15 protein-coding genes are annotated in these 15,245 nt (G+C 40.4%); 8 read left to right on the top strand and 7 right to left on the bottom strand.

Translation table 11 applies throughout. The features are described from left to right. The first annotated feature begins 14 nt into the window (after positions 1–14). The 8 genes from purB to DRZ93_RS00685 all read left to right on the top strand — a co-directional run bounded on the left by purB (position 15) and on the right by DRZ93_RS00685 (position 11,975). On the top strand, positions 15–1,382 hold the full coding sequence (gene purB, locus DRZ93_RS00730; RefSeq protein WP_113745513.1) for an adenylosuccinate lyase: 1,368 nt from the start codon (positions 15–17) through the stop codon (positions 1,380–1,382). 294 nt (positions 1,383–1,676) lie between these two features. Continuing rightward, positions 1,677–2,354: a hypothetical protein gene (locus DRZ93_RS00720; protein WP_113745511.1), complete on the top strand. Its 678-nt coding sequence runs from the start codon at positions 1,677–1,679 to the stop codon at positions 2,352–2,354. 9 nt (positions 2,355–2,363) lie between these two features. Continuing rightward, on the top strand, positions 2,364–3,692 hold the full coding sequence (locus DRZ93_RS00715) for an SLC13 family permease (protein WP_113745510.1): 1,329 nt from the start codon (positions 2,364–2,366) through the stop codon (positions 3,690–3,692). A 1,012-nt stretch (positions 3,693–4,704) separates the two neighbouring features. Next, positions 4,705–7,227: a chorismate-binding protein gene (locus DRZ93_RS00705; RefSeq protein ID WP_172457977.1), complete on the top strand. Its 2,523-nt coding sequence runs from the start codon at positions 4,705–4,707 to the stop codon at positions 7,225–7,227. 51 nt (positions 7,228–7,278) lie between these two features. Beyond that, entirely contained in the window at positions 7,279–8,910 is a 1,632-nt protein-coding gene (gene menD / locus DRZ93_RS00700) for a 2-succinyl-5-enolpyruvyl-6-hydroxy-3-cyclohexene-1-carboxylic-acid synthase (protein WP_113745507.1), read from the top strand. A gap of 2 nt (positions 8,911–8,912) precedes the next feature. Beyond that, entirely contained in the window at positions 8,913–9,731 is an 819-nt protein-coding gene (gene menB, locus DRZ93_RS00695) for a 1,4-dihydroxy-2-naphthoyl-CoA synthase (RefSeq protein ID WP_113744244.1), read from the top strand. A gap of 73 nt (positions 9,732–9,804) precedes the next feature. Next, the gene (locus DRZ93_RS00690; RefSeq protein ID WP_113746070.1) at positions 9,805–10,878 is read left to right on the top strand and encodes an o-succinylbenzoate synthase; all 1,074 of its coding nucleotides are present in this window, start codon (positions 9,805–9,807) and stop codon (positions 10,876–10,878) included. 2 nt (positions 10,879–10,880) lie between these two features. After that, complete coding sequence (locus DRZ93_RS00685; protein ID WP_113745506.1) at positions 10,881–11,975, top strand: AMP-binding protein; 1,095 nt, start codon at positions 10,881–10,883, stop codon at positions 11,973–11,975. On the opposite strand, the gene DRZ93_RS00680 is transcribed toward DRZ93_RS00685, so the two are convergent. From DRZ93_RS00680 to DRZ93_RS00650, 7 genes are all read right to left on the bottom strand, one after another. Continuing rightward, positions 11,972–12,271 carry a GNAT family N-acetyltransferase gene (locus DRZ93_RS00680; protein ID WP_113745505.1) on the bottom strand — a complete coding sequence of 100 codons (300 nt, stop codon included), beginning with the start codon at positions 12,269–12,271 and terminating at the stop codon, positions 11,972–11,974. The two genes, DRZ93_RS00685 and DRZ93_RS00680, sit on opposite strands and share 4 nt — an antisense overlap. A gap of 162 nt (positions 12,272–12,433) precedes the next feature. Beyond that, positions 12,434–12,640 (bottom strand): hypothetical protein, encoded by a 207-nt coding sequence (locus tag DRZ93_RS00675; protein WP_113745504.1) that lies wholly within the window; start codon positions 12,638–12,640, stop codon positions 12,434–12,436. Beyond that, complete coding sequence (locus tag DRZ93_RS00670; protein WP_113745503.1) at positions 12,640–12,909, bottom strand: DUF1902 domain-containing protein; 270 nt, start codon at positions 12,907–12,909, stop codon at positions 12,640–12,642. The genes DRZ93_RS00675 and DRZ93_RS00670 overlap by 1 nt, the downstream gene beginning before the upstream one ends. A gap of 191 nt (positions 12,910–13,100) precedes the next feature. After that, positions 13,101–13,391, bottom strand: a complete 291-nt coding sequence (locus DRZ93_RS00665) for a hypothetical protein (RefSeq protein WP_113745502.1) — start codon at positions 13,389–13,391, stop codon at positions 13,101–13,103. An 11-nt stretch (positions 13,392–13,402) separates the two neighbouring features. Continuing rightward, on the bottom strand, positions 13,403–13,669 hold the full coding sequence (locus DRZ93_RS13965; RefSeq protein WP_113745501.1) for a type II toxin-antitoxin system YafQ family toxin: 267 nt from the start codon (positions 13,667–13,669) through the stop codon (positions 13,403–13,405). Between the two features lie 218 nt (positions 13,670–13,887). Then, positions 13,888–14,247, bottom strand: coding sequence for an ATP-binding protein (locus DRZ93_RS00655; RefSeq protein ID WP_113745500.1), 360 nt, complete (start codon positions 14,245–14,247; stop codon positions 13,888–13,890). Between the two features lie 133 nt (positions 14,248–14,380). Then, complete coding sequence (locus DRZ93_RS00650; protein WP_113743087.1) at positions 14,381–15,235, bottom strand: ExeA family protein; 855 nt, start codon at positions 15,233–15,235, stop codon at positions 14,381–14,383. Positions 15,236–15,245 lie beyond the last annotated feature (10 nt).

The raw sequence follows: 15,245 nt of genomic DNA, 5'->3' as shown, positions 1-15,245 counted from the left end.
CTTGAGGTTTAATTATGGAGTTATCAACCCTAACTGCCATCTCTCCTTTAGATGGCCGCTATGCATCAAAGGTTAAAGAGCTAAGATCAATTTTTTCTGAATACGGTCTGATGCGCTTTCGCGTACAGGTTGAGCTTGTATGGCTCAAACATCTGTCTTTATGTAAAGAAATCACCGAGGTTGAGGAGTTTTCCAAAGAGACTCTGGACTTTATTGACTCAATTATCAAAAACTTCAGTGAAGAGGATGCACAGGATATAAAAAGACGTGAGGCTGTGACCAATCATGACGTTAAAGCTGTAGAGTACTTTTTAAAGGATAAGACAGCCTCAAACGAGCAGATTGCCCGTGTCAGAGAGTTTATCCACTTTGCCTGCACCTCTGAGGATATCAACAACAACTCTCATGCTCTTATGTTAAAGACAGCAAGAGATGAGGTTATTCTGCCTCAGATTGATGAGATTATAGAGGCTATAACCAAGCTTGCTCACGATTATGCCGATCTGCCGCTTTTAGCCAGAACCCATGGCCAGCCGGCCTCACCTACCACCCTTGGCAAGGAAATGGCCAATGTGGTCTATCGTATGCGCCGTCAGAGAAAGCAGATTGCAGAGGTTGAGATTCTTGGCAAGATAAATGGAGCCGTTGGCAACTACAATGCCCATTTAAGTGCCTATCCTGAGATTGACTGGTACAAGTTTTCAAAGGATTTTGAAGAGGATCTTGGCCTTACCTTCAATCCTTATACCACACAGATTGAGCCACATGATTATATAGCCGAGCTCTTCCACGCCATCGAGCGCTTTAACACTATTCTTTTAGACTTTGACCGTGACATCTGGGGCTATATCTCCTATGGTACCTTTACTCAAAAGACCATTGCAGGTGAAATTGGCTCATCCACAATGCCACACAAGGTCAACCCTATTGACTTTGAAAACTCAGAGGGCAATCTAGGTATTGCCAACGCCCTCTTTAGCCACTTAGCTCAGAAACTGCCAGTCTCACGCTTCCAGCGCGATCTTACCGACTCTACAGTACTGCGCAACCTTGGTGTGGCCTGTGGCTATTCAATCTTAGCCTATGCCTCAACCTTAAAGGGTATATCCAAACTGCAGGCCAACAAAGATCATGTGCTAAAAGAGCTTGATGAGAACTGGGAGGTTTTAGCCGAGCCATATCAGACTGTAATGCGCCGCTATGGCATTGCCAATCCTTATGAGAAATTAAAGGAACTAACCCGCGGTCAGAGAGTAACTCAGGAGATTATGCAAAACTTTGTAGACACTCTTGAAATACCACAAGAGGCCAAGGCCAGACTCAAGGCTATGACCCCTGCAAGCTATATTGGCAGAGCTGCAACCTTTGCAAAAGACATCTAATCTCACTCTTTGAAGTTTTAAAGCTTTAAATATTTATAAAAGCCGGCTTGATTATGAGCCGGCTTTTTGCATTTGTGCTGTATTTTATGCTGACTAAAGGCAGTACAGGCTCTTGCATCAATGCAGTGCACAGCTTTTAGACAGCAGCACAGCTTTTTTAGTATTTTAGCCTTAAAAATCAAAGTTCTTATATCATAAAATGCAGTTTTTTTAAAGCATTTGTGCACCATGTTGATCTATAATCACTAATGCCTATAATTTTATGGGTATTAACAAAAAAAGCAGGATAAAACAATGTTTAAAAGCGAATCTTTTATACGTCTTGTAGTCTTTATGAGCGTAGGCTATCTGTGCGCAGGTACAGTATTTTCTGTCTTTGCCAGCATTCCTCTTTTTACCTCCTATCTTGAGGTAAGTTTCATGCAGGCGTCTTTGGGCATAAGCGCCTCTTTCATACTCTCATGTGTCTGTGCCATGGTGGCTCTGCGCTATCTGGTGCCGCGCTATGGAGCAAAAGCCATCTATGAGCAGGATGTGCTTATTTTTATGATAGGTATGCTTTTTGTGGCCCTTACCATCAACAAGGCTATGTTTATGATAGGTCTGTTTGTGGCCATAGCCGCTCTTTGTGTCTACTTTTATGAAAACTTCAGACGTCAGATTACAGTAGCCCGTAAAGGTAAATACTTTATGGTGCTCTGCGGCTGGATGCTAGGCCCGCTTGTTGCCGTTCTGGTTATTACCATGTTTAAAGAATATGGTCTTTTAACTATCCGCATTCTTTTTGCCCACTATATTGCCCTGGCCTTCTTTGTTTGGATACAAAGACTTGAGCTTCACGAAGATTACAAGGATGCAAGTCAGATCCTCTTTGGCAGCTCTGAGAAAAAATACCCAAATCCTGTCTATGATGAGACTGAGGGTCACAAGCGCACTAATGCTGCACAAAATGATAATAAAAGAAAAATCTAGGATAGTACCATGTCAAAACTTCTTTTTACTCTTAGCCTGCTGCTGACACCAGCGCTTGGCTGCGCCCAGGAGATTTTTACTAAAACAGCACTCTATGGCGTACGCTATGAGATGATTATTTTCGGTCTGATGCTCGCAGGCGTTGCCGTTTTCTATACCAAGACCCGTCAGGTAGCCATAACAGGACTTGTGCTTTTATGTCTGTTTAAATATGAGTTCACCGAGGGTTTTTCTATTTTAGATCGCCTTTTTGGTCAGACACTGTCTGATGGCACTGTAACCCACGGCTCCTGGCGCACCTATTTTAATCTTATTCTAATGCTGCCAGGCTTTGCCATTTTAGCTGACATCTTTGAGCACTCCAAGGTGCCATCTTTAATTCCGCGCTATCTGCCATCAAATATGGCCTCTGGCATTGTGCTTTTATTCTTTGTCTTTATACTAAGCTCCTTTTTAGACAATATTGCAGCTGCCATGATTGGTGGCTCCATAGCTGCAGCCGTGTATAAAAATAAGGTGCACATAGGCTTTGTGGCAGCCATCTGTGCCTGCGCCAACGCAGGCGGTGCCGGATCTGTTGTAGGTGATACCACAACTACAATTATCTGGATTTTTGGCAAGGATCCTCTGGTACTGGCTCAGGCCTTTATCCCTGCCCTTGCAGCCTTTGTCATTGTAGCCTTCTTTGCCTCACGTCAGCAGCATGCCTACAGCCCTGCTGTAAGTCTGGATTCTGAATATATAAGAGCAGACAAGAAAAAACTCTTTGTAGTATTTTTAATTCTGATTTTAACCATATTCTTCAACTACTTCTTTGAGCTTCCTGCCGTTGGTATATGGATGGGTATTTTGGCAGGTCTGTTTATAACCAAGATCAATTTAAAGGTAGCCATCAATGCTACAGACTCAACCATCTTCCTGGTAGCCCTGGTATTCTGTGCCGAGCTTGTTCCACTTGAGTCTGTACCTGAGGCCTCCATACTCTCAACCATGGCCATAGGCTTTGTCTCTGCTGTATTTAACAATATACCTCTGACACAGCTGACCCTTATTAAAGGTGGTTATGACTGGCCGCTGCTCTCCTATGCTGTAGGCTTTGGCGGCTCCATGATCTGGTTTGGCTCCTCTGCAGGTGTTGCTGTGTGCGATATGTTCCCTAAGGCCAGAAGCTTTATGAACTGGCTGCGCTATGGCTGGCATATTCCTGTAGCCTTTATCTTTGGCTTTGGTGTCTACCTGCTGCTGTTGGGCTGGGATCCTATAAAGGGCAATCCACCTGATCAGATGCCAACTCCTGTAGGCTATGAACAGAGTATTGGTAACTCACCATTGAAATAAATATATGCCTCCTGCGTCTTGTGCGCAGGAGACAAAAAATAATACCTAAGAGTCCTAAACTATCACTTATCTAGTAATCTTGTTTTTTTGTACAGATAATCATTTTATCCTTGCAATATTCAAAAATAGCTTTAATTAGTTAACTATATTTCCATGCCCCATTGTAAACAATAACTATATAAAAAAACTAAAAACATATGGTAATATACTAAGAATTAAAAAGATTATCTTTGACTTTAAAATATAAATAAAATACAAAGCAAATGTAATATAATAAGCCGTTTCATTCATTACCTTATAGGCAACTAATATCGGAAAGTAAACCCCTGTTAGTAATGCAACTGTTTCTTCGTACCTGAATATAGTAGATGGCGGAGTTACTATATAAAAATATAAACTCATTAAAAATAAAAAGAACCACACAAATATTATTGCAAATGCATTTCTAAGTAGAAAAACGCCATCAAAAAAACTCATCAACTTTATTAATAAAATATAAAAGATTCCGAAACATATTCTTTACGCCGAAATAGTTTTCATAGCACTAAAAAATCTACTCTTTGTGCATCAATGTGGGCACTTTCCCCTATATTAATAATAACCAGATAAAAATGTAAATACACTCTGTCAATGACAAGCCTTAAGGGTGACTTTGCCAATCATTGACTGACAGTATTTTGTATTTGCTAAAGCTTTAAAAAGTTAATGGATACATCAAGACAAAAAATACTCTGCATAAGAAAAATTCGACAGATTTTTTCCTTGAGCCATTTTTCTTAACTTTTTTGTTGCAACTGTGCAACTATATTGACCCTAACTGATAAACCTCTTTTTTCAATGACCCTGCTCATCCCTATCTTAAAAGATACCCTATAGCAATAATAGCAGATGACAGTTGCTAACTTTTGTCAGTTTTATCATTCATTAAATGTGCACTGCCATGCTGATTGATGCGCAGTTTTTCGCTATAATATCGAATCTATTACATATATTTTCAGGTTGGATTGTAAAAATGAGTGAAGTGCCAATGCAGAGTATGCAAGATCACATGGGTATAGAGTTTTTAGAGCTCTCTTCAAACAAGGCTATGGCGCGTATGAAGGTATCAACAGCCACTATACAGCCTTTTGGTTTTGTCAATGGCGGCGCGCTGCTGGCCATGGCTGAAATACTCTCAGGGGCGGCCTCAACCTATATTCTGCCTGATGACAAGGTAGCTCTTGGCAGCTCAGTGCATGCCAATCATATAAATACAGCCCCGCTTGACTCTGTAATTCTGGCAGTTGCCACACTTGTGCATCAGGGCTCCATTCATCACATCTGGGATGTAAAAATCTATAATTCAGACAAAAGAATTATAAGTACACTGCAGATTACCAATACCATTGTCTCAAAAACTGCACTGCAAAAGAAATTTGCCAAAACCAATGCAGCCGCTGCAAGATACATTGAAAACTTTGATAAAAACAAACTGCTGACCTCCTCACAGCCGACAGCTGCCGAGGCACAGTCCTTTGATGATACCACTGTCGCTGATGATATGCCATTTACCCTATCTGACAACTCAAATCCTTTTGATATGAGTAACAGCCCTGTCAGAGAAGCACAGACAGCAGAGACTGTTACCCACGCTCAGAGCACTGATACAGCAAAGGATGAGAGTAATTATTCTTTAAAGGATGAGAATGAGCTTGCCCCAGATGCTGAGGATTTAAAGGATGCCAATGTGGCCATACCTGAGACCCTGGTCAAATATCAAAGCTCTATAGATCGCTACAAGGCTGATGTGATTTTCAATTCACTTTTAAATCACTCCACCCACAAGTCATATTATGACAATATTGCCATGTCCACCATCAAGATGCTGGTGCACAATTCAAGAGTACCTGAGAGTACACTTGAGCTTATGCCAAGCTCGGCCAAATTCTCACCATTTAATATTCAGCATCCTATTAAAGAGTTTAATCTTGTCGATCAGGATCCTGAATTTAAAAAGCGCTTCAAACGTGTCATGAACCGCTATTTGAAAAAGCGTGGCGATCTTGAGCGCAAGGCACAGGACAGCAAACGCGACTACAGTGCCAGCAAAGTCCCATTTGACTTTAAAAAAGAGCTTGATGCCCTCAATCTTTTATACTCACAGCTGTTTTTAGATTTAATTCGTCTGCACATTCATGAAAAGTCACCGGCTATTGACAGACTGTGCAAGATTTTAAACTTAGTCAGAAACAATGAGCTTTCACAGCGTATCAACAAGAGCAATGAGGTCAGAGTCTTTAACATCGGCTTTGCTGTTGATGTTTTAAATCTTTTATATAAAAACTTTGCCATCTTCCCTTTAAAGGAGAGCGGCGAGCTGTGTCTTATTGTCTCTAATCCATCACATGTAAGACATGACTGCACCCTTGAGAATCTTGCAGGACAGAGCGGCTTTATCTTCTTCCCATTTTGTGCCAACCACAATAATGAAAATGTCTTTTTCAAGGTGGACAACAATGTAATTATAGGCAAGGACAATATTATTAACTTTGCTATCAATCTGCTCTTTAATGTCTACTCACGTATGCTCCTGCATGCCTCATTAAACTCACTGCCAGATCTTAAAAAGACCTGCAATCTTGTCTTGTACATGATCTATATTCAAAGGCATAACTCAGAGGCTATAAAGCGCAATTATGATATCTATTCATTCTATCGCTATATAAAGATGAGCATGCCTGAGTTCTTCACCGACGGTGCCGACTTTATCAAGGAAGAGTTGTCAAAGGATATATATCGTCATGCCTTTGACCGTGCCTCAACCTTTATACGTCAGAATGAGTGCCGCAAGCTTGTACTCTCACGCCGCAATGACTTTGAATTTGAAAAGAGTGTGGGCTCTGTCTTTGATGCCTGTCTTGGCAAGTATAAAGATACAGCCTTTACCTATCTTATTAAAAATGATGTCAAAGGCATATGGATTGGCGCCTCACCTGAGATTCTGGCAAGCTTTAACAACAATGTGCTCTCAACAGTATCACTTGCAGGAACCATGCCTGTAATTGAAGATCTGTCTCTTGCCAAATGGTCTGAAAAGAATCAGAAAGAGCAGCAGCTTGTAACAGATTATATTGAGGATGTAGTTAAAAAATACACCTCCTCCTATCACAAGAGTGATGTCTATACTGCCAAGGCAGGTCCTGTCATGCACTTAAAGACAGACTTTAAGGCCCATGTTGGCAATCTGCACACTGCTCTGTCGCTAGCCCGCGAGCTAAATCCAACCCCTGCTGTCTGCGGTCTGCCAAAGGATGAGGTTAAAGCCTTCTTAGTTGAAAATGAAGGTTATGACAGAGAGTATTACTCTGGCATGGTAGGCTATATCAACAACAGTGAATTTTCCTTCTATGTAAATCTGCGCTGTATGCGTATTATCAAACAGACTGCATCGCTTTATGTCGGAGGCGGCGTACTTCCTGAGTCAAACTTTGAAGATGAGTTTGATGAAACCTGTCATAAGCTTGAAACCATGAAGACTCTTTTGAAAAACAAGTAAAAGCTATTGATATCCTGGGGAGCCAAGGCTCCCAGTAATTTTTGTTTGTATATGTATACCAATAAGAAAAATGTTCTGGAGCTAGTCTCCTTGCTGCATGCTCACCATATTGAGCATATTGTGCTCTGCCCGGGCTCGCGCAATGTACCTATTGTCAAAAGCATTGCCAAAAGCAAGCTGTTTAAATGCTATTCAATAACAGATGAAAGGTCAGCTGCCTTTTTTGCCATGGGCCTTATTCTTGAGACTAAAAAGCCATGCGCCCTGTGTATTACATCAGGTTCAGCTCTTTTAAATACAGCACCTGCCATCTCAGAGGCTTTCTATCAGAAACTGCCGCTGCTTGTCATATCAGCAGACAGGCAGAAAAGCTTTATAGGACAGATGGATGGTCAGACTATAAATCAGGAGAGAATCTTTCCTGATATTACCAAAAAGCAGGTGTCTTTACCTGAAATTCATGATAACGATTCACACTGGCTGTGCAACCGTCTTATCAATGAGGCTCTTTTAGCTCTAAGCCTTGATGACACAGGTCCTGTGCATATCAATGTGCCAATCTCAGATCCTTTTTTCAAAGAGGATGTGCCTAATCTGCCATGCGTTCGTACCATACGCTATACTGACTTTGAACATCTGCACAAACTTATGCATGAGCACAAAAAGATTATGGTCATAGCAGGTCAGAATCAGCATGTTTTAAAGTTAAATGGCAATACAGACAACTTTGTCTTTATCAAAGAGCATCTTAGCAATATACATAATGTCAGAGGCATAGATAATATTGAGCTTTTACTTGCATCATTGAGCGATGAGCAAAAAGAGAGTATCAAACCTACTCTTGTTATAAGCATTGGCGGGCATATATTGTCCAAAAAGCTCAAGATCTTTTTGCGCTCCTGCTCCTTTTTGCATGTAAATATTATGCCAGGAGATGAGATTGCAGATGTGTTCTGCTCTCTTGCCTATCATATCAATGCCACAGTGGATAAGGCTCTATCCTTTGTACTTGGGCAAAATGCCACACTCAAAGCCAATAAGGATTATGTAGATAATTTCTATGCTCTGTCAGAGAAAATTACGCCGCCTGCTCTGCCTTTTTGTCATATACAGGCAATAGGCTCTGTCATAGCATCCTTGAGTGATGGCAGTTCTTTGCACCTGTCAAACAGCTCAAGTGTGCGCTATGCCCAGCTCTTTGGCATTGACAGGGATGTAAGTATTCAGGGTAACCGTGGCGTCAACGGCATTGAAGGCTCACTCTCTACAGCCATAGGCGCCTCATGTGCCACATCATCTTTAAGCTATATCATAATAGGCGATTTAAGCTTCTTTTATGATATGAATGCCCTGTTTAATATGCATGTGCCACGCAATGTACGTATAGTGCTTATAAACAATGCAGGCGGCGAGATCTTCGCTGCCCTGCCAGGTCTGTCTCTTAATGATGAGAGCTCACGCTATATTGTAGCTCCCCATCAGTTCAGCGCTAAAGGCTGGGCTCAAAGTGCAGGTCTTGTGTATCTTGAGGCGCACAATACAGAGGATCTTACAGCCTCAGTTGCAGCTTTAAAAGAAGGCAGTGAAAGAGCCATGTTGCTTGAGGTATTTACCGACAATGGGCAGGATATAGAGTTACTGAAACAATATTACACAGATGTAAAACATAAATTTGAGGAATAAACATGAGCAGAAAGTGGGAAAGTATAAAAGAGTATTCAGATATTCTCTTTGAGTATTTTGAGGGTATTGGCAAAATCACCATCAATCGTGAGCGCTATCGCAATGCCTTTACACCAACTACTGTAATGCAGCTTATTGATGCCTTCAATATCTGCCGTGAGCGTGGCGATATACGCGTTGTAGTGCTCACAGGTGCAGGCGACAAAGCCTTCTGCTCAGGCGGCGATATGCATGTCAAAGGCGATGGTGGCTATATTGATTCAAATGGCGTACCACGTCTTAATATTCTTGATGTGCAAAAGCAGATAAGATCCATTCCCAAACCTGTTATTGCCATGGTCAACGGCTATGCCATAGGCGGCGGTCACGTACTGCAGGTAGTATGCGATCTCTCCATTGCCTCTGACAATGCCATCTTCGGTCAGACCGGCCCTAAGGTAGGCTCATTTGATGCAGGCTTTGGCTCATCCTATCTGGCCCGCGTTGTAGGTCAGAAAAAGGCCCGTGAAATATGGTATCTGTGCCGTCAGTACACAGCAGCTCAGGCTCTTGAGATGGGTCTTGTCAATACTGTGGTGCCTTTTGACAGACTTGAGGATGAGGTTGTTTCCTGGGCTAAAACCATTATGGAGCACAGTCCTCTGGCCATACGTATGATTAAGGCAGGTCTTAATGCCGAGCTTGACGGTCAGGCAGGTATTCAGGAGCTGGCCGGTGATGCCACTATGCTGTACTATATGACAGAAGAGGCCAAAGAAGGCGGCAGAGCCTTTTTAGAAAAGAGAAAGCCTAATTTCAACAAAGATCCAAGATGTCCATAACAACGGGATCTTAAAGGTTAAATTGCAGCTTCGGCTGCAATTATTTTATTCAATGGTCTATATATTAAGAAAAATGCCACTACACATCAGTATTTATAAAAAAGTTTTAAATTTTACCTTTAAAGCCGGCACCTCACGCGGCTATTACACTACAAAAGATACCTACATTGTAAAGATAGAAGATCAAAGTGGCTTTAGTGCCTATGGCGAGTGCTCCACCCTGCCTGATCTTAGCTGCGATCATAATGACAATTATGAAAATGTACTCAAAGAGTGTGCCCATGCTGTCATGGCCTCAGGACATCTTGATCTTGATACCTACAAAAGCTATCCATCTATAATCTTTGGCTTTGAGACAGCACTTTTATCTCTTGCCCACCGCTCACCTGTGCTCTTTGACAGTCCGTTTACCAGTAAATCAGAGCCTATTGCTATCAACGGTCTTATCTGGATGGGTGATTTTGCAACCATGGCTCAAAGACTTGAGAGCAAGATAAATGATGGTTTTAAGTGTATTAAAATCAAGATTGGTGCCATTGATTTTGACAAAGAGCTTGAGCTTTTAGAGAAGATTCGCTCGCGTTTTGATAAAAATACCATTCAAATACGAGTTGATGCCAACGGTGCTTTTGCACCTCATGAGGCCACAGATAAGCTAAAGGCTCTGTCATGCTATGATCTGCACTCTATAGAGCAGCCTGTCAAGACTGGCAATTATGCTCTGATGAAAAGTCTGTGTGAGGCTAAAATCATTCCTATAGCTCTTGATGAGGAGCTCATTGGCGTGCATGATTTAAAAGACAAGGCAGAGCTTTTAGATAGCATCAGGCCAGATTACATAGTGTTAAAACCAAGTTTACATGGTGGTTTTGCCGGATGCAGCGAGTTTATAAAACTCTGTCGTCAAAGAGATATTGGCTTCTGGCTGACCTCGGCTCTTGAATCAAATATAGGTCTTAATGCCATTGCTCAATATGCTTTTATGCATAATATAACTATACCGCAGGGTCTTGGTACAGGTCTTTTATACTCAAACAATATAGACTATCCACTCTCTGTCAGAGGAGAGAAACTCTATTTTGACAGATCTTTGATAGCAGCAATTGACTATGAAAAGTTTTTAAGTGACAGCTCAAGGGTAATGTAAAGATGAAAGGTCTTTATATAAACGATACTTTTTACTCTGCTCAAAGTTTGAAAGGTTCTGACAGCAGACCGTCAGCGCTGTATGCAAAGGCACCAGAAGACAGCTTTTTACAAAAGCTTGCCCTCTTTTATCAGGACTTTTTAAACCAAAACCCCTGTATGCAGGTTAAAACCTCAGGCTCAACCGGCACTCCCAAGCTTATGAGCGTTAAAAAAGAGTATATGCAAAACTCAGCGCGTGCCACATTAAACTATCTTAAGCTCAAAGCTGATGACAGCGCTCTTTTGTGCATGCCGCTTGATTATATAGCAGGCAAGATGATGGCACTAAGAGCCTTGCTCGGAGAGCTTAAACTGTATACAGCAAATCCAGGGCGCGATCCTTTTTTAAATATAGACTATCCGCACCATTTTGACTTTATAGCCATTACCACCATGCAGGCTGCCTGTATCTTAGAGAATGATGAAAGTCTTGAGAGACTTTTTGCCTGCAAAAATACTATTATAGGCGGCGGACCGTTAAATGCAGATGTAGCGGCCATTTTACAAAAAAGTCCTAATGCCATCTATCAGAGTTATGCCATGACCGAGACTCTCTCACATATAGCTCTTTTAGATATAAGACATGATGGTGATATCTACACCCTTTTTGATAATGTAAAACTGTCTTTGTCGCAAAACGGCACTGCCATTATTCAGGCCCGACATCTTTGTGATGAGGATATTGTCTGCAATGATCTTATAGAGCTTATAGATGACAGACACTTTAGAGTTACAGGACGTATTGATAATGTTATCAATACCGGTGGCATCAAGGTTTTAGCAGAGGATCTTGAAAAGGCACTGTATGGTTTTAGCAAGAGAGCCTTTGCCATCTCAAAGGTGGCACATAACGTGTATGGGCATCAGATAGTTCTTGTTATAGAAGGCAGCTCCTCTGACTTTACAGACAATAAGGCTCTTGAAGCAAAAATTGAGGCTCTGCCACGCTACCACAGGCCCAAGCATACTGTGTTTATAGATAAAATCCCTATGACAGAAACCTATAAAATTAAAAGAAAAGAGCTTGAGGCGCTTGTGAATAAGATACTGCTTTAGATTCTGCAGGCACCTTCAACATAATTGTCGCTGGCTCTGCCCTGATATTCCTTATGACGCTCAAGCCAGACGACAGCATAAGAGCAGGTGGCTACAAGCTCATAATCCTGCTCTTTGCCATAGTCATAAGCAGCCTTGACCAGAGCTCCGGCAATACCTCTGCCACCAACCTCTTTTGGCACAAAGGTTTTAACCACATCAAAGATATGGCCATGCAGCTCATAACCAACCACACATTCAAAACCATCTACTACACAGCTAAACTGCATCTTCTGCTCATCATGCACTATATTCATATACGATCTCCGAACAAATCTTATCTTTATTAAAGCTATAAGTTTTATATGCTTTTGCAAAAATGTGCAAGTTTTATATTAGATAAGAATTCCCACTATGAATAAACCATTGATTTAAATATATTTAATGATATTTATATATGTGAATTGGCCACTTTTGATCTATAGCTTTGTATATAACTGCCTAAAATCTGCGTCTCTTCCCTGAAATTTTGGGCTAGCATAGGCCTCATCAATTGCCTTACGTATTTTATCTGTCATATCTTTAGATGGGAAATAAGAGCTTACAATAGCATCACCATCTTTTATCTGCTCAAAGCCATTTTTTAAAAGTAAAGCAACGACATCATTAAGATAAGAAGAACCCATCAAACTATACCTATTGGAGAAATAGCGACAAGTTTTATCTGCCTATCTTCGTAAAGCATATCTGCAACTAACTCTTGAGCCAGTTGTGGCGTTAACTCTAGCAACTCGTCTAAGGTTTTACATTCAACAAACAGCCCTTTAATATCAGGGCTATCTGCTAAGAAATCACCGCTTTCTTTACTTTTATATATATCGTACCTATATTCAAGGGTGCAGTTGGTTAATTTATAGATAAGTCTCCACCCTGGCCAACCTATTCTGTATTTCATTTAACTAAAGCTTCTCTTTTATATTTGCTTGTTTTAATACAGATTGAGCTGTAAATTTGGATTTAGTTGAGTAAGGAACATGAGCTCTCCTACCGTCTTTGTGCGCCCATAACTAATGAGATCCTTTTAAGTTATCAATATATCTAAATCCATGCCTTTTTAAGATTTTAATAATATCATTATAATAACCACTACCCATGAATTAAATGTCCTAGCGATTGAGAGCCGTTAATTTGAGAGTGTTTAACATTCGGCGTTAAAGTTTTAAAAACATCCCAATTAGCTAGATCTTTAGCATTGCTTTCAATGACATCTTGAACTTCTTCAACAGTGTCACATTCAGCAATAAGACCTTTAATATCAGGGCTTCTACCTATGTATCTTTTACAGTCAACATCAAATAAAATTTTATACCTATAATACATAGGGAAACCAAGCTTATAAACAGTTTTCCAAAAAGGCCAACCTATTCTGTATTTCATATCTAACCCAATTAAAAAAGTTGTTCATGTGTGCCAATGTTAATAAAAAGAATTACTGCTCTGTTATCTATATACTGATAAATAACAAGCACATCGGGTAACAAATGACACTCCCAGCAATCCTTGTAATATTTATCATCATTAAGCTTATGGTTGATAAATTTAGACGGAATGGATTTATTAGACTCAAAGCAATCAAGCACCTCTTTAAAATTCTTACTTGTTTTTTTCAAATTGGGCTGATTTTTTAAGTTTTTTAAATTTTTTGTAAAACTTATTAGAGAACTCTACTTTCATTTTAAAAGAAATTTCATGGCCTCTTCTGCAGTTGAGAATTCCGGATTTCATTCAACTAAATTTCATTAATTTTAATCATTAGTCCAATATAATTAAATTTGCATCTTTTAAAATTAAATCACAATCCAATATTTTTGTTGTCAAAAAATAAAATGGCAGGTTTTTTTGCCCACCATTTTTTTATTACATTTGTTTTATTTTATATTACGTTTGACATCTCCTGCCGTCTGGAAGGGCCTTTTAGCTCAACCTCAATGCATGGGTTAAACAGTCGATCACATATTGCTTCTCCCTTTGTATCTTGTCCCATTGAGTATTCAAGCCCGTTGCGATTCAGTTGGGTTGAAATAATTGTTGATCCTAGACGTTGTCTATCGTCAATAACAGAAAATAGCTCTAACCGGTGATCTTCCTCCATTGGCTTTAATGCAAAATCATCCAGAATTAAAACATTTGTTTTCTTTAGATTTTCTTTAAATTTCTGTCTGGCGGGTATTGGCATTTCAACTAATAAATCAAAAAAATCTAGTGCTGTCACTGCTAAATGAGAATGACGCATTTTAGCTAAGTCATTTTGTCATGCCTTTAAAGCATTTTGTTCTAATTGTATTAAATAACCTCAAATAGCACATAAAAAAAATGATCCCATATAGGGACCATTTTCGTGTATTATCCTTCTTGTATTATCTTCTTTATCCCAAACACATGTTTGGTGGCAGTTCTCTTTCAATGACAGCTCTAACAAGATCTTCATTGATCACAGACTGTCTGCATTTAGCTGCATAGATCAGAGAATGTGTGCAGATTTTGTTGATAACTCTAGGCACGCCAGCTGAGGCGTTACTTATCATCTCTATAGCGGCCGATGAAATTATGGTGTCATCGGTTCCTGCATATTTGAGATGTGTCTCTATGTACTGAGCAACCTGCCAGTTATCCAGAGCCGGAATCTTGCAGATCTGATCTATGCGCTGAATAATAGCCTTATGATCTTTATGTGCTATCAAGTCCCATAACTCGTTCTGGCCAGAGAGGATTAGACTCAGAGGATTGCCAGAATCAAATTCGCAATTGAGCATAAATCTAATTTCCTGCAGAGTGCTACGATTATTGTGATGATCTACCAGGTGAGCCTCATCTACAATTATGACTACATTCTTGCCCTTGACCTCCATTTCCTTATAGAGCATATCCTGGAGCTGTATACGTGCATCTTTGGTATGGAACTTGGCTTCATAGCCCATTTTTGTCAGAGGTATTGCATAGAGCCAGCGGGCAGAGAGATTACTGTCAGATACATAGAGAATAGTGTACTTGTCATCATCAAGTTCGGCACTAAGAGCTCTTAGCAGAGTACTTTTACCACAGCCAGGGGCTGCTGTAAGTACAGCAAACTGCTTGTTTTTGGCAGCATAGAGCAGACGCCCCATGCTGTCTAGAAACTGCTCTGACTGATAGAGGGCCTCGACAGGTATATTCTGCGTAAATGGGGTAGATGACATATTGAAAAAAGCCTTAAAATCCAGGTTTGGCAGATTCTCGTACATAATTTATATC

It is taken from the genome of Anaerobiospirillum thomasii, from assembly GCF_900445255.1.
GTDB lineage: Bacteria > Pseudomonadota > Gammaproteobacteria > Enterobacterales > Succinivibrionaceae > Anaerobiospirillum_A > Anaerobiospirillum_A thomasii.
Note: the sequence above shows the minus strand (reverse complement) of the source record. Positions and strands in the feature narration are given on the sequence as shown.

What these genes read in the sequence shown, in the direction of transcription:
- purB (WP_113745513.1), top strand. Translation starts at nt 15, where the DNA reads ATGGAGTTATCAACCCTAACTGCCATCTCTCCTTTAGATGGCCGCTAT.
- DRZ93_RS00720 (WP_113745511.1), top strand. Translation starts at nt 1,677, where the DNA reads ATGTTTAAAAGCGAATCTTTTATACGTCTTGTAGTCTTTATGAGCGTA.
- DRZ93_RS00715 (WP_113745510.1), top strand. Translation starts at nt 2,364, where the DNA reads ATGTCAAAACTTCTTTTTACTCTTAGCCTGCTGCTGACACCAGCGCTT.
- DRZ93_RS00705 (WP_172457977.1), top strand. Translation starts at nt 4,705, where the DNA reads ATGAGTGAAGTGCCAATGCAGAGTATGCAAGATCACATGGGTATAGAG.
- menD (WP_113745507.1), top strand. Translation starts at nt 7,279, where the DNA reads ATGTATACCAATAAGAAAAATGTTCTGGAGCTAGTCTCCTTGCTGCAT.
- menB (WP_113744244.1), top strand. Translation starts at nt 8,913, where the DNA reads ATGAGCAGAAAGTGGGAAAGTATAAAAGAGTATTCAGATATTCTCTTT.
- DRZ93_RS00690 (WP_113746070.1), top strand. Translation starts at nt 9,805, where the DNA reads ATGCCACTACACATCAGTATTTATAAAAAAGTTTTAAATTTTACCTTT.
- DRZ93_RS00685 (WP_113745506.1), top strand. Translation starts at nt 10,881, where the DNA reads ATGAAAGGTCTTTATATAAACGATACTTTTTACTCTGCTCAAAGTTTG.
- DRZ93_RS00680 (WP_113745505.1), bottom strand. Translation starts at nt 12,271, where the DNA reads ATGAATATAGTGCATGATGAGCAGAAGATGCAGTTTAGCTGTGTAGTA.
- DRZ93_RS00675 (WP_113745504.1), bottom strand. Translation starts at nt 12,640, where the DNA reads ATGGGTTCTTCTTATCTTAATGATGTCGTTGCTTTACTTTTAAAAAAT.
- DRZ93_RS00670 (WP_113745503.1), bottom strand. Translation starts at nt 12,909, where the DNA reads ATGAAATACAGAATAGGTTGGCCAGGGTGGAGACTTATCTATAAATTA.
- DRZ93_RS00665 (WP_113745502.1), bottom strand. Translation starts at nt 13,391, where the DNA reads ATGAAATACAGAATAGGTTGGCCTTTTTGGAAAACTGTTTATAAGCTT.
- DRZ93_RS00655 (WP_113745500.1), bottom strand. Translation starts at nt 14,247, where the DNA reads ATGCGTCATTCTCATTTAGCAGTGACAGCACTAGATTTTTTTGATTTA.
- DRZ93_RS00650 (WP_113743087.1), bottom strand. Translation starts at nt 15,235, where the DNA reads ATGTACGAGAATCTGCCAAACCTGGATTTTAAGGCTTTTTTCAATATG.